Origin of the sequence: Rhizobium sp. L9 (assembly GCF_002531885.1) — a bacterium.
GTDB lineage: Bacteria > Pseudomonadota > Alphaproteobacteria > Rhizobiales > Rhizobiaceae > Rhizobium.
In genome coordinates this window covers 100527-114609 of the sequence record NZ_NWSZ01000013.1, presented here as the reverse complement: position 1 = coordinate 114609, position 14083 = coordinate 100527, and the positions used below count along the sequence as shown (strand labels likewise).

Below are 14083 nucleotides of genomic sequence, written 5' to 3'. Positions count from 1 at the left end.
TCATCACTGAGGAAGCGCGGAATTTTCGCTTCTTCGTCACGCAGACTTGATTTTTTCCGGCCAAACCTCGATATCGGGCGCATCTGAAAATACCAACCGGAGACCGTCATGACCGATGAAACGACGAAAAACGGACCTGACGCAACTGCGGCCGATGCCGCAGCCGACGCTGCCGTCAACGTCGAGACTGCCACTGTCGAGCAGGAGGAGGCCAAGCAGCCGGATCCGCTCGAGCTTCTGAAGGCCGAGAATGCCGAGCTGCGTGACCGCTATCTGCGACTTGCCGCCGAGATGGATAATCTGCGCCGTCGCACCGAGCGCGAGGTGAAGGATGCAAAATCCTATTCCGTCGCCGGTTTCGCTCGCGACATGCTCGCCGTCTCGGACAATTTGCGCCGGGCGCTGGACGCCATCTCTCCGGAGGCCAAAGCCACGGCCGACGCCGGCCTCACCACGCTGATCGAAGGTGTGGAAATGACCGAGCGCTCGATGCTCTCGGCGTTGGAGCGACACGGCGTTCGCAAGCTGGAGCCGGTCGGCCAGAAATTCGATCCGAATTTCCATCAAGCAATGTTCGAGGTGCCGAACTCCGAAGTGCCGAACAACACCGTCGTCCAGGTCGTGCAGGCCGGCTTCACCATCGGCGAGCGCGTCCTGCGCCCGGCCATGGTCGGCGTCGCCAAGGGCGGCCCGAAACCGGTCGAGGCCGAAGCCAATTCCGTCTTCGACGAGAAGGACGCCTGAGGTCGTTTCGCTCTTCGGAGAAGGAAAGAATAATCAGATGCGGGCGAAGCGCTCGATCAGGAGATCGAAGAAACCGTCCGCATCGACGTAACGCATCACCTTGGCGTTGCGCTTGCGGTCGGTCACATGCCACCAGTCGACGACGGTCATGCCGGCGGTAAGTTCGGACCGGACCTCGATCTCGACATTGCAGTCCCGGCCCTGGAAAAGTTCCGGCTTCAGCAGATAGGCGACGACCGTCGGGTCGTGCAACGGCCCGCCGTCTGAGCCGTATTTCTCGATATCGAAGCGTTCGAAGAATTCCAGCATTTCGACCATGGCCTTAACAGGCGCCGTGCCGATCTCAGCCATGCGTTTGACCCGGTCCTTGCGGGTCAGCAGCTGGTGCGTCACGTCGAGCGGCATCATCACGATCGGAACGCCCGAGCGGAAAACGATATCGGCCGCCTCGGGATCGACATAGATGTTGAATTCGGCGGCCGGCGTAATATTGCCGCCCTCGAAGAAGCCGCCGCCCATCATCACCAGCTCGCGAATGCGGGCAACGATGTCGGGCGCCTTCTGGAAGGCCATGCCGATATTGGTGAGCGGCCCGAGCGTGCAGAGCGTCACCGTGCCTTCAGGCTCGCGGCGCAGCGTCTCGATGATGAAATCGACGGAATGGCCGGGTTGCAGCGCCATCGTCGGTTCGGGCAGAACAGGGCCGTCGAGGCCGGTCTTGCCGTGCACATGTTCTGCCGTCACCAGCTTGCGGGCGATCGGCTTGTCGGCGCCAGCGAAAACCTTCACATCCGTGCGGCCGCAGAGCTCGCAGACGATGCGCGCGTTGCGGCTGGTGAGAGACAGCGGCACGTTGCCGGCGACCGTCGTGATCCCCAGCACCTCGAGCTCACCCGGGCTGCCGAAAGCCAGCATGATGGCGGCCGCGTCGTCCTGGCCGGGATCGGTGTCGATGATGATCTTTCTCGCGCTTGCCATTCCAATCGTCCCGTTCTCGCCACGCCGCTTATCCCGGCCGGCACCATTTCTTCATTTCCCGTCACAAATCGGCACATTCCGCGCGGGCATGTTTTGATGCGAGGCAGCAGGTCCTTTGTCAAGCAAGGAGGCAGAAGCCGCCATTCGAAAAGTGACAGATGTTTAAATCGGGGAGGGCGCGCGCGCCTTGCAGCGCCGTGATCATGCCCCCATATTAGCGGCATCCGGATGCTGCACTTTTAGGTCCGGGATGGTCGCTTGCATCAAGGACTTGAAAAGAGATGAGCCGCATTACCCCTTTCGCCAGCCCTCTGCTTCTGGGCTTTGACGCCATGGAAAAGACGCTGGAGCGCATTTCCAAGGCGAGCGACGGATACCCGCCTTACAATATCGAACGCATCGCCGCCGACAGCGGCGCGCCCGAGCGTCTGCGCATCACCCTTGCCGTTGCCGGTTTCAGCGAGGAGGAGCTTGATGTCTCCACCGAGGAGAACCAGCTTGTCATCCGCGGCCGTCAGGTGGAGCAGGGCGAGCGGGATTATCTCTATCGCGGCATCGCCGCCCGCCAGTTCCAGCGCACCTTCGTGCTGGCCGACGGCATGCAGGTATTGGGCGCCGGCCTAAAGAACGGTCTGCTCTCCGTCGATCTAATTCGACCCGAACCCGCCCGCATGGTCAAGAAAATTAACATTTCGGTTTCACAGTAGAACAACGGTTTGTCGAACCGTTGGTCCCTTCTTCCGGAGGAACAGGAATGTTGATGAAAGAAGCCACGTCTCACTTGACCAAATCCGAGCTTGCCCACATCGGCAACGGCGAGGTCGCCTACATCAGAAAGATGCGCACCGAAGAGGTCGCCAAGTGCTTTCCAGAGGCGCCGGATATCGATCCGAATGTCGATCTCTGGGCGCTCTTCGGCGCCGACGGCACGCCGATTCTGCTGACGGACAACCGTTCCAGCACCTTCTTCAAAGCGGCCGAGGACGAATTGAAGACGGTCAGCCTGCACTGACCGTCAACACCGTCTGCTAAGTTTCACTGCTTGCGGTGCACGGTCGCTCTATTCGATTTCGCTGCCGTCCGGACGGATGTCGCGACATTATCGCCAATCGAACCACGGCGTCAGCAAGCCCGTCTTGCGCCGATAGGCTTCATATTCGGATGCCAGCGGTGATAGGGCGAATTTCCTCTCCTCGTTGCGGGCTGCAATCACGTAGACAACCGTAAAAAATAAGACCGGCAGGATCGACCATATCGACCAAGATGCCAGCGCCCACCCCGACCAGAAGAGCAGGTAGGACGTGTAAAAAGGGTGCCGCAGGTAGCGATAGGGACCGTCGGTGACAAGACTATCTGGGTGATCGAGGGTGAACACAAAGCGCAACCTGGCCTCTCGCGACACCGACACCGCCCACCAGAACAAGACCGCCGACCCGATTTCAAATCCCAGTCCGACGACCTGTACCCATAGCATCTGCGTCTCGGACCAAACCAGGTACAGGAAAAACGCCGTCGTCGCGATGACGACGACGGTGATCAGCTTTGCTCCGGCTTCCATCTTCGGCGAGTTGAAGTGGCCTCGCAACGACCACGCGTAGAACCCGACGACACTCAGGCTGGTGATCGAAATAACAATGTCCAGAAGAAATTGCATCGTGATGCTCATCGTGAAAGGTTGGTTGCAATTGCAGCAGCGACAGACCTAACCCGTATACAACGCCAAGGCAAATGATTGTGTATTGATGCGTAACCGCCCCGAAACGTGTCGTGATTGCACGACCTGGTTCAGATCTGGTTTACGATGATCATGCACCTGCCATAGATATTTTCGTGCAAGACTTTGGCTGCGCGTTAGGGGTCGCAGTTTATGGACATATTTCACTGTACAATCGACACCAGCCACGGCGCTGTGCGCATCAGTGACACTATTGATGGCGCTGCACCACTGGTTATGATACACGGTTCGGGCAGCTCACGGACGGTCTTTTCACAGCAATTACACAGCCATTTGTCCCGGAATTGGCGTCTGATTGCGCTCGATCTTCCGGGACATGGCGAATCGAGTGACGCTCGAGATCCGCAGTCAACTTACACCGTCACCGGTCTTGCCGACTGCATAGGAGAGGTGGCAGCCCGCCTGGGGCTCCGTCGCTTTCCCGTGCTGGGATGGTCGCTTGGCGGTCACGTCGCGATTGAGATGGCGGGCAGCAGCAACGGCATTTCGGGCCTGATGTTGTGCGGCACGCCACCGATCCACAGCGGTCTCCTCGGAATGCTGCGGGGATTCCATCCATCATTTGATATTCTTCTGGCATCAAAAGAGAACTTTACATCGCGTGATGTGGAGCGGTTTCAGTCTCTTTGCTTTGGAGACACGAGCAACCCCTCCTTTCGCGATGCCATAGCGCGCGCGGACGGGAGACTAAGGAGCGTTTTTTCTCGCGCAATGTTGCGGGGGCAGGGCGTGGATCAGCGCCGCACCGTCGAACAGGCTGATATACCCATTGCTTTTGTGAATGGATCTTATGACCCCTTTGTCAAACTCAGCTATTTTTCGGGCCTGAACATCCAGTTGCTCTTCGAAGGCAAAGCGCATGTAATAGAAGGGGCTGGACACGCGCCCTTCTGGGAAAAGCCGGAGAGCTTCAACTCGATGCTCGACCGGTTCCTGAACACAGTCGCCGCTCATGAAGCCAATACCGACCTGAAAAATCAACACTGTCGCCGCAGTGGAAGCCAGATATAGGATCATCATTTCGGCACATGACATGCTCCCGGTCATTTTCTCCCTTCCATTTGAGCGGAGGGTGGCCAGCACGGAAATAGTCGCGTCAGCGGCAATTGCAACCGTTCCACGGCGGAACTCTACGCGCCACAAGTGAGAGCGTAGCGCGTTCAGTTCGGTTTGTTGTCGTCGTCGGTTTTAGAGACGGATGCCGGAAATTGCCGACAGCCTCAGATCTTCCTGAAGGTCAGATAGGCCGAAGAGCGGCCCTCGCGGCGTGCCTTGGCCTCGTAGCGCGTGCTCGGCCAGCCCTCATAGGGGGTCAGCCAATTCGCCGCATTGTCGGCCAGCCAGTCGAAGCCGCCATGGTCGCGGCATTTGATCAGCGTCCAGTTCACATAGGTGTCGATGTCGGAGGCGAAGCAGAACAGGCCGCCGGGCTTCAGCACCCGGTGAAAGCGGTCGAGATTGGTCTTCGAGACGAAGCGGCGTTTCCAGTGCTTCCGCTTCGGCCAGGGATCGGGATAGAGCAGATCGATGTGGTCGAGCGAAGCGTCCGGCAGCCAGTCGAGCAGTTGCGTCGCATCGTCATTATAGACGCGAATGTTCTGCGCGCCCGTCTGGCCGACGCGTGACAAAAGCTTCTGCATCGAATTGACAAAGGGCTCGACGCCGATGAAGCCGGTGGACGGGGTCTCCAGCGCGCGATGCATCAGATGCTCGCCGCCGCCGAAACCGATTTCCAGCCGCAATGTCTTGACCGGAACCGGAAAGAGGGAGGTCAGCGGCTCCGGGGGAGCCGCCGAGAGATCGATGAGGAATGCCGGGAGCAGGCTATTCAGCGTTTCCGCCTGCTGTTCGCGCAGGGCCTTTCCCTTGCGGCGACCGAAAAAGGCTTCGGTCGCCCGTCCCCGGCGCTCCATATCCGTCATGCAGCGACCTTGGTCTTGACGGCTTCCTTGAGCGCCTTGACGAGGTCGGTGCGCTCCCAGGAGAACGAGCCGTCGCGGCCAGCCTTGCGGCCGAAATGACCATAGGCCGAGGTCTTGGCGTAGATCGGCTTGTTGAGGTCGAGGTGACGGCGGATGCCCGACGGCGACAGGTCCATATTCTGGCGGATCGCCGCTTCAACCTGGTCTTCCGACACACCCTTGCCGGTGCCGTGCAGGTCGACATAGATCGACAGCGGCTGAGCGACGCCGATGGCGTAGGAGAGCTGGATCGTGCAGCGGTCGGCGAGGCCGGCGGCGACGACGTTCTTGGCGAGGTAGCGGGCGGCATAGGCAGCCGAACGGTCGACCTTGGTCGTGTCCTTGCCGGAAAATGCGCCGCCGCCATGTGGAGCCGCACCGCCATAGGTGTCGACGATGATCTTGCGGCCGGTCAGGCCCGCATCGCCGTCCGGTCCGCCGATGACGAACTTGCCGGTCGGATTGATGTACCACTTGCAATCCTCGGCGATCTTCAGTTCACCGAGCGCCTCGCGAATATAGGGCTCGACGACGGCGCGGACCTTCTTGGAATCCCAGCTCTCGTCGAGATGCTGGGTCGAAAGCACGATCGAGGTCACTTCCGACGGCTTGCCGTCGACGTAACGCACGGTCACCTGGCTCTTGGCGTCGGGGCCGAGCTTGGCGACTTCACCGTCGCCCTTCTTGCGGGCCGCAGCAAGCAGCTGCAGAATCCTGTGGGAATAATAGATCGGAGCCGGCATCAGGTCCGGCGTTTCCTTGCAGGCGTAACCAAACATGATGCCCTGGTCGCCGGCGCCCTCGTCGCCCTGCTGGTCGGCGGCGCTGTCGACGCCCTGGGCGATATCGGCCGACTGCGAGTGCAGCAGCACGTCGATCTTTGCCTTCTTCCAGTGGAAGCCGTCCTGTTCGTAGCCGATATCCTTGATGGCGCGGCGAGCAGCGGCCTTGAACTTCGAGGGATTGATGACGTCCTTGCCGTCCTTGTCCTTCTTCATCAGGCTCGGCGGCAGGCGGACCTCGCCGGCGATGACGACGCGATTGGTCGTTGCCAGCGTTTCGCAGGCAATGCGCACGCCCCACGGATTGACGCCGGTCTTGGCCGCTTCGCGGTAGACCAGATCGACGATCTCGTCGGAGATGCGGTCACACACTTTGTCCGGATGACCTTCGGCAACAGATTCGCTGGTAAAGAGATAATTCGCGCGCATTCCGGGATTCCCCTCAAAGAATAAAAGCAAGCTAGTAGGTACTCAGTTCGAGCGCTGATGACAAGCGCACAAGGACATAAATATATCTTTATATCTGCGGCGATGTGACAAATTTTGCCCGAAAAACGCAAAAAAAGCGGCCTTTCGACCGCCTTTCCTATTTTGCGATGAGAGCTGGATCAGTCAGCGTCGGCTTCGGCAGCGAGCGCCTTGACCAGTTCCACGACCTTGCGGCGTACCTTGGGATCGGAAATCTTGACGAAGGCACGGTTGAGCTGCAGACCCTCCGAGGAGGAGAGGAAATCGACGACGTAATTCGAGCTGGAGGCTTCGGCCATGCCGCCGACGGCGCCGGCATGTTCGCCGGGCGCATCTTCGAAGAAGAAGGAGACCGGAACATTGAGGATGCTCGAGATGTTCTGCAGACGGCTTGCGCCGACACGGTTGGTGCCCTTCTCATATTTCTGGATCTGCTGGAAGGTGATGCCGAGGCTTTCGCCAAGCTTTTCCTGGCTCATGCCCAACATCGTCCGGCGAAGGCGAATGCGGCTGCCAACATGGATGTCGATCGGATTCGGCTTCTTCTTATTTTCAATCATGGTCGTGCCCTAGCTACGAATTTCTGTTTCCAACCGGCATGCCCCTGATCCATCCCAAAACGCCACGTTGTAAGCGGCGGGAACCCGCCGATAAACATACGTTAAGAACGCCGATTGACACCACTATGCAATTTTAGGGGTTTTTGGTCAATTCAACCCTAAAATAAAACCTCCGCGTGAAATTAGCGCAATCAATATCAGCAGTGCTTCGGTCAACCAGAAGTATGTCTGAAGGGGGTATGTGGTTCCGAACCCATTGCCGAACCCATCAACAGTTGCATCAATAAAGCCGGTCTCACCAAGACCGAGGCCTGCGATGATTTCCCCATGCGCGTTCACGAGTGCCGATATGCCGTTGTTGGCGTCGCGAATCAGCGGCAGGCCGGTCTCGATTGCCCGCACCCGCGCCTGCTGAAAATGCTGGTAGGGTCCGGGCGTGATGCCGAACCAGGCATCGTTGGTGAGGTTGAGGAGCGCGTTGGCATCCACGATGTCGCCGGTCATTTCGCCCGGAAAGATGATCTCATAGCAGATCAGCGGGTAGAGATTGAGGCCGCCGGGCAGCGCCAACAGGTGCCGGGTTGCGGCGGCCGAAAAGCCGCCCGGTATCTCGACGACGTTCTGGATGCCGAGTTCGGTGAGGATGTCCTCAAAGGGCAGATATTCGCCGAAAGGCACGAGATGCACCTTGTCGGAGGCGGCGATGATCTGGCCGCGGCCGTCGATCACATAGATGGAATTGTAGTAGCGCACCGGTGTGCCGGGCCCTATCTCCTCGGCGCGCACTGCGCCGGCGATCAGGATCTGGTCGTCGTCGAGCGTATCGGCGATCCGCGTCAGCGCATCCTGGTTGTCGGTGAGGATGAAGGGGATCGAGGTTTCCGGCCAGACGATGATGTTGGGTTTGCGTCCGCCATTCCTCGGCGCTTCGGCCGAAAGCTTCAGATGGGTCTCGAAGATCGCATTGCGGTCGGCGTCGTTGTCCATCTTCGCCGCCTGATCGATAGCCGGCTGCACCAGCCGCACCACGGGCCGCTTGTCCTCGGGCAAGGGCTGCGGCCGCGGCGCCAGATGGAGGGCATAGGCGCCGTAACCGAGATGGGCGGCAAACAGCAGGGCGGCGAGCGCAATTCCAGGCTTCGCGCCCTGTCGCGTCCCGATCAGCGCCGGGGCGGAAAAGACGAAGACGGCAAGTGTCGTCACCCCCGTCACGCCGATCACATGCGCCGACTGCATCATCAGCGGAACGGGCATCAGGCCGTAACCGATGGCATTCCAGGGAAAGCCGGTGAGAATCACGCTTCGAAGCCATTCCATCAGGCCGAAACCGGCCGCAAGTGCGGCGATCCGTCCCATGCCGTCCGACCACACGATCCGGGCAAGTGCAGTCGCCAGCCCATAGAAGACCGCAAGGCCGGCCGGCAGTCCGAGGACTGCCAGGGGCAGTGCCCAGGCAAATTCCTCCGAATCGACCAGCAAGGCATGGCCGATCCACCAGAGGCCGGCGACGAAATAGCCGAAGCCGAACAGCCAGCCGACGGCAAAGGCCGGCCATAGCCTGCCGATCAGGCCGCTTTCAGGAGAAGCCGCCGCCCCGTCGAGCAGCCAGACGAGCAGCGTGAAGGAGAGAAACATCGCAGCGAAAAAACCGAAAGGCGGCAGCGCCAGAGCGGCGAATGCTCCAGCGACGACGGCCACCAACGACCGTTTTAACCCCCAGACGAGGATAACCCTGTCCGCAAGCCGCTCCATGCGCACTCCCATCAAACCGCGAATCAACCCATGCGCAGTCTTTCAAAAAAGCGGCCCTTTGTCCTGTTTCCGCAACGGCCCTGAAAGGCGACCCGATTTTCGTACTGATGCCTAGTTCGTGGTCGATTCGGCCGGCCGGTCGTCGCCGGTCTCGGATCCGGGCGTGATGTCGCCAGCCTCCTTGGCGCGGCGGCGGATCGCGTGGCGCTTGCGGGTGATGCGCAGCCGCTTGATGCGGCGCGGATCTGCGTCAAGAATATGGAATTCGAAGTTCGGCAGGGCCTGGACGACTTCGCCGCGAACGGGGATGCGGCCGAGCGCGGAGAAGATCAGCCCGCCCAGCGTGTCAACCTCGTCGACCTGTTCGCTGATGTCGAAATCCGGTCCGATCGCTTCAGCGATCTCTTCCAGCTCGACACGGGCGTCGGCAACGAAGACGTCTTCGGCGACGCGCTTGAACATCACCTCTTCGTCGTCATGTTCGTCGTCGATGTCGCCGACCACCATTTCGACGATGTCCTCGTGCGAGGCGAGACCGTCGGTGCCGCCATACTCGTCGATGACGAGCGCCATCTGCGTACGGTTCACCTGCATTCTGCGCAAGAGGTCGGAGGCCAGCATCGACGGCGGCACGAACAGGATCTTGCGGATGATGCCGGCCTCGGCGAGCGTCTTCTGCAGGTCGACCCGGGCAAGATCGAAATTCGGCTTGCTCGAGCGCGGCGGCTTCTGGATGTTCTCCGGCGCGACTTCGATCGCCGGGGCTGCAGCGGCCGGCTTTGCCGGGCCGCGGCGCTTGTTGCGCGCCTGCTTGGCGACATAGGAGAGCAGGTCGCGGATATGCACCATGCCGCGTGGGTCATCGAGCGTATCGGCATAAACAGGCATGCGCGAGCGGCCGGATTCCTCGAAAAGGATCATCAGCTCGCCGATAGTGATATTTTGGTCCACCGCCTCGATATCGGCGCGCGGCACCATCACGTCGGCGACGCGCACCTCGCGGAAGCGCAGGATATTGTGCAGCATCGCCCGTTCGTCGGGCGAAAAAGCGTCGTCGCCGGCCGCATCGGTCATCAGCGCATCGGCAAGATCCTCGCGCAGCCGCGAGCCCTGCTGCGGTCGGAGAATGCGGGCAGCGCGCGACCAGAAGGATTGGGATCGGCCGGATGGCCGACTACTACTGCCGACCTCATCCGAAGAAGAGGATGGCTCGGAGTCCTTGGCGTCTGCCGCTGGCTTCGTCGTAAAGTCGCTCATGGTTCCATTTTAAGGTCTTGACCCTCGTAGGGATCAGATAGGCCGAGCTGCGCCAAAATGCGAGTCTCCAGCCCCTCCATAATTTCGGCTTCGGCATTATTCATATGGTCGTAGCCGAGAAGATGCAAGAAACCGTGCACCAGAAGATGGGTCAGGTGGTCGTCAAAACTCTTCTCGAGTTCCTGGGCTTCCCGCTCCACCGTCTCCCGGGCGATGATGATGTCGCCGAGCATCGGCCCGGGCAGCTTGCCGCGCTCAACCGGAAAGGCCGGGAATGAAAGGACATTGGTCGGCTTGTCCTTGCCGCGCCATTCGGCATTGATGTCCTGGATCGAGGCATCGTCGGTAAAGACCAGCGAAACTTCAGGCGGCATCTTCGGGAAGGGCTGCTTCTCATTGTCGCGAAGATAGACCGCGGCGGCACCGAGCACACGCTCGCAAAAAACCAGCAGCGTTTCCTCGCCGGGCCAGCCGATGTTCTCGATGCTGATCTGGATGTCGAGTTCAGCCATCAGTCCTGCCGACCGACGTCTTCGGCTTCGACAAGATAGGTGGCGTCATAGGCTCTGACGATGCGCCCGACCAGCGGATGGCGTACCACGTCGGTGTCCTTGAAGCGCACGATCGAGATGCCCTCAACGCCGTTCAGCAGCTCGAGGGCCTCGACGAGGCCGGATTTGACGCCCCGCGGCAGGTCGATCTGGCTCGGGTCGCCGGTGACGATCATGCGGGCATTTTCGCCGAGACGCGTCAGGAACATCTTCATCTGCATCGACGTCGTATTTTGCGCTTCGTCGAGGATGATGGCGGCGTTGGCGAGCGTGCGGCCGCGCATGAAGGCGAGCGGCGCAATTTCAATGACGCCGGCGGTGATCGCCCGATCGACCTTGTCGGCCGGGATCATATCGTAGAGCGCGTCATAGAGCGGGCGAAGATAGGGGTCGACCTTTTCCTTCATGTCGCCGGGCAGGAAGCCGAGGCGCTCGCCGGCCTCGACGGCCGGGCGCGACAGGATGATCTTTTCGACTGCGCCGCGCTCCAGCATCTGGGCGGCATGGGCGACGGCGAGATAGGTCTTGCCGGTACCGGCCGGGCCGACGCCGAAGACGAGCTCGGCGCGCTCCAGCGCCCTGATATAGGCGTCCTGCGTCGGCGTGCGGGCGATGATCGTCTTCTTGCGCGTCGAAATCTGCGCCATTGTCAGCTTGGCCTTGCGCTCCATGGTGGGAAGGCTGAGCTGATCGTCGGCGGCGACCGCCATGCGGATTGCGCCCTCGACGTCGGATCGTTCCACGCTGCCGCCTTTCTGAAGCTTTTCATAGAGATAATCGAGCGTGCGCCGCGCCTGATTGGTGGTCACGACATCGCCCGATATGACGACGGAATTGCCGCGTGCCCGCGCATCGATATTCAGCCGCTCCTCGAGCAGCTTTAGATGCTGGTCGAACTGGCCGAAGAGTTCGCTGGCGAACCGATTGTTCTCGAACGTCAGGACGAAGTGATTGGTGTCGCTCGGCGTGCGGGGGTGGCGCGGTGAAGAAGAAACCAATTCTTGTCCGTTCAAGCGGTCGGGCTCCTTGGGTTAGACCGTAGCCTCTGCGCGTTCGGCAAACAGGCTGTTCGTTCCGGTTCCGGTGATTCGCACTTTGATAATGTCACCGATTTGCGATGCTTTTGCATCAACATTCACGGATTGAAGCCAGGGAGAACGTCCGATCAGCTGACCCGGCATGCGGCCGGGCTTTTCGAGCAGCAGATCGATCTCCTTGCCGATGCAGGATTCGGCAAATTCATGCTGCTGCCTCAAAAGAAGCGCTTGCAGGCGTTCCAGCCGTTCTGCCTTGATCTCTTCCGGCACCTGGTCCTTCAGTTCCGCGCCGGGTGTGCCCGGCCGTGTCGAGTATTTGAACGAGAAGGCCTGCGCATAGCGCACCTCCTCCACAAGTCTGAGTGTATCCTCAAAATCCTTGTCTGTCTCCCCCGGAAAGCCGCTTATGAAATCGCCAGAGAGCGCAATGTCGGGACGCACCGCGCGGATGCGCTCGATCAGCGCGAGATATTCGGCTGCCGTGTGGCGTCGATTCATCGCCTTCAGGATGCGGTCCGAACCCGATTGCACCGGAAGGTGCAGGTAGGGCATCAGCGCCCTGAGGTCACCATGCGCCTCGATCAGCCGATCGTCCATGTCGCGCGGATGGCTTGTGGTATAACGCAGCCGCGCCAGGCCGCGGATCTCGGCAAGCCGGTAGAGCAGGTCGCCGAGGCTCCATGCCTCGCCACGCGGTCCGGCGCCATGCCAGGCATTGACGTTCTGGCCAAGCAGGGTGATTTCGCGCACTCCGGCTTCGACCAGCTTTTCGGCCTCCTCGACGATCTGCGAGACCGGCCGCGATACTTCCGAGCCGCGCGTATAAGGCACGACGCAGAATGTGCAGAACTTGTCGCAGCCCTCCTGCACCGTCAGGAAGGCGGTGACGCCGCGGGCGCGGATCTTGCGGCTCTCGGCAATCGGCAGATGCTCGAACTTGTCCTCGATCGCATATTCCGTATCGACGACGCGCTGGCCCTCTTTGGCCCGGCGCAGCGCCTCCGGCAGGCGGTGATAAGTCTGCGGCCCGATGACGACGTCGACAGCCGGCGCCCGGCGCAGGATCTCCTCACCTTCGGCCTGGGCGACGCAGCCGGTTACGCCGATCATCATATCGCGGCCGTCGGCTGCCTTCTTCTTTTTCATCTCGCGCAGCCGTCCGAGCGCCGAATAGACCTTCTCGGCCGCCTTCTCCCTGATATGACAGGTGTTGAGCAGAACGAGATCCGCCTGTTCCATGTCTTCGGTCGGTTCGTAGCCGTCCCGGGCAAGCGCATCGCTCATGCGCATGGAATCATAGACGTTCATCTGGCAGCCATAGGTCTTGATGAAGACCTTGCGGCTGTTGCTGCCGTCACGGAGAGAAACCTCCGGGGCCTGAAGAAGGGCGTTATCCTGTGTCATGGCGCGCTATTTAGTGGTTTTTGCCGTCGGAGAAAAGAGACTCTCGGCTCACCCGACATTGCGCCCGCGCAGGCTTGTGTTGAGAAGGCTGCGGATGCGCGAGGCGATCGTCGCGCTCACCTCTTTGCGATTGCTCTCGGCGCGGTATTCCACCGCCTCGCCGAAGGAAACTTCGGCGTCGATGGCGCCGCATCTGAGGATGTCGATCAGATGCGGCAGGAGCTCGATATCCCCCGGCCAGGCAGCGAGCGGCCGGTGGTAGCGCCCCATCGGAATGCCATGCACTCTGGTATAGGCGACGGCCACCGGCTGCACCACGACGGTTCCCGTCGGCGAATAAGGCACCGCCATCGCGGCAGCGCCGAACAGCGACGACTTGACCTCAAGCAACCGGTTGCCGTCCGAGGTCGTGCCCTCCGGAAAGAGCACGACGATTTCCCCATCGGCCATGCGCCCGGCGATCTCATTTGCCTGATGGCCGGTCTTGCGCCTTTCCTCGCGCACGACGAACACGCTCTTCTGCAGCTTGGCGAGCGTGCCGAAGATCGGCCAGTCTCTGACCTCGATCTTGGCGATGTAGGCGACGTCGGCGACGGACGACATCACCATGATATCCATCCAGGACGAATGGTTGGAGCAGAGCATCAGCGGCCGGCGGCCTTCCAGCCTGCCCGTCACGCGCACGCGGATGCCGAGGCAATAGCAGACGATGCGGTGCCAGACGCGCGGAAGTCCGCGCCGCAGCCGCCAGTCGAAGCGCAGCGCCAGCACCTGCAGCGGCATGAGGACGATGCTGACGGCAAGGATGACGACCGCAGCAAGGGCGATACGCAGCCAGGCGATCAAATGCGGCA

Annotated in this window: 15 protein-coding genes; 4 read left to right on the top strand and 11 right to left on the bottom strand. The window is 60.8% G+C overall.

Annotated elements, in window-relative coordinates:
• The first annotated feature begins 108 nt into the window (after positions 1-108).
• On the top strand, positions 109-744 hold the full coding sequence (grpE, locus tag CO660_RS15565) for a nucleotide exchange factor GrpE (RefSeq protein ID WP_085776712.1): 636 nt from the start codon (positions 109-111) through the stop codon (positions 742-744).
• Positions 745-777: 33 nt separating this feature from the next.
• On the opposite strand, the gene CO660_RS15560 is transcribed toward grpE, so the two are convergent.
• Complete coding sequence (locus CO660_RS15560) at positions 778-1722, bottom strand: nucleoside hydrolase (protein ID WP_097599457.1); 945 nt, start codon at positions 1720-1722, stop codon at positions 778-780.
• 281 nt (positions 1723-2003) lie between these two features.
• Between CO660_RS15560 and CO660_RS15555 the strand changes: the two genes are divergently transcribed.
• Both CO660_RS15555 and CO660_RS15550 read left to right on the top strand, forming a co-directional pair.
• Positions 2004-2429, top strand: coding sequence for an Hsp20 family protein (locus CO660_RS15555; RefSeq protein WP_010032703.1), 426 nt, complete (start codon positions 2004-2006; stop codon positions 2427-2429).
• A 47-nt stretch (positions 2430-2476) separates the two neighbouring features.
• Positions 2477-2734, top strand: coding sequence for a DUF1150 family protein (locus CO660_RS15550; RefSeq protein WP_008524631.1), 258 nt, complete (start codon positions 2477-2479; stop codon positions 2732-2734).
• 87 nt (positions 2735-2821) lie between these two features.
• Here the strand turns inward: CO660_RS15550 and CO660_RS15545 are convergent, their stop codons facing one another.
• Positions 2822-3376 (bottom strand): isoprenylcysteine carboxylmethyltransferase family protein, encoded by a 555-nt coding sequence (locus CO660_RS15545; RefSeq protein ID WP_097599456.1) that lies wholly within the window; start codon positions 3374-3376, stop codon positions 2822-2824.
• Between the two features lie 213 nt (positions 3377-3589).
• Here CO660_RS15545 and CO660_RS15540 point away from each other — a divergent pair, with 213 nt between their 5' ends.
• On the top strand, positions 3590-4468 hold the full coding sequence (locus CO660_RS15540; RefSeq protein ID WP_097599455.1) for an alpha/beta hydrolase: 879 nt from the start codon (positions 3590-3592) through the stop codon (positions 4466-4468).
• Between the two features lie 209 nt (positions 4469-4677).
• Here CO660_RS15540 and CO660_RS15535 read toward each other — a convergent pair whose 3' ends face one another.
• The 9 genes from CO660_RS15535 to CO660_RS15495 all read right to left on the bottom strand — a co-directional run bounded on the left by CO660_RS15535 (position 4678) and on the right by CO660_RS15495 (position 14075).
• Positions 4678-5379: a tRNA (guanosine(46)-N(7))-methyltransferase TrmB gene (locus tag CO660_RS15535; RefSeq protein WP_097599454.1), complete on the bottom strand. Its 702-nt coding sequence runs from the start codon at positions 5377-5379 to the stop codon at positions 4678-4680.
• On the bottom strand, positions 5376-6629 hold the full coding sequence (metK, locus tag CO660_RS15530; RefSeq protein ID WP_085776717.1) for a methionine adenosyltransferase: 1254 nt from the start codon (positions 6627-6629) through the stop codon (positions 5376-5378). The genes CO660_RS15535 and metK overlap by 4 nt, the downstream gene beginning before the upstream one ends.
• Positions 6630-6808: 179 nt before the next feature.
• A complete protein-coding gene (locus tag CO660_RS15525) occupies positions 6809-7228 on the bottom strand; it encodes a helix-turn-helix domain-containing protein (RefSeq protein WP_064707753.1) in 420 nt (139 codons plus the stop codon).
• Positions 7229-7375: 147 nt separating this feature from the next.
• Positions 7376-8980, bottom strand: coding sequence for an apolipoprotein N-acyltransferase (gene lnt, locus CO660_RS15520; protein WP_097599453.1), 1605 nt, complete (start codon positions 8978-8980; stop codon positions 7376-7378).
• Positions 8981-9091: 111 nt separating this feature from the next.
• Positions 9092-10237, bottom strand: coding sequence for a hemolysin family protein (locus tag CO660_RS15515; RefSeq protein WP_085776718.1), 1146 nt, complete (start codon positions 10235-10237; stop codon positions 9092-9094).
• Positions 10234-10749, bottom strand: coding sequence for an rRNA maturation RNase YbeY (ybeY, locus tag CO660_RS15510; RefSeq protein ID WP_097599452.1), 516 nt, complete (start codon positions 10747-10749; stop codon positions 10234-10236). Before ybeY ends, CO660_RS15515 begins: the two co-directional genes overlap by 4 nt.
• Positions 10749-11801, bottom strand: a complete 1053-nt coding sequence (locus CO660_RS15505) for a PhoH family protein (RefSeq protein ID WP_085776720.1) — start codon at positions 11799-11801, stop codon at positions 10749-10751. Before CO660_RS15505 ends, ybeY begins: the two co-directional genes overlap by 1 nt.
• Positions 11802-11819: 18 nt before the next feature.
• Entirely contained in the window at positions 11820-13229 is a 1410-nt protein-coding gene (gene miaB, locus CO660_RS15500; protein ID WP_097599451.1) for a tRNA (N6-isopentenyl adenosine(37)-C2)-methylthiotransferase MiaB, read from the bottom strand.
• Between the two features lie 48 nt (positions 13230-13277).
• Complete coding sequence (locus CO660_RS15495) at positions 13278-14075, bottom strand: 1-acyl-sn-glycerol-3-phosphate acyltransferase (RefSeq protein WP_097599562.1); 798 nt, start codon at positions 14073-14075, stop codon at positions 13278-13280.
• Between the last annotated feature and the right edge of the window lie 8 nt (positions 14076-14083).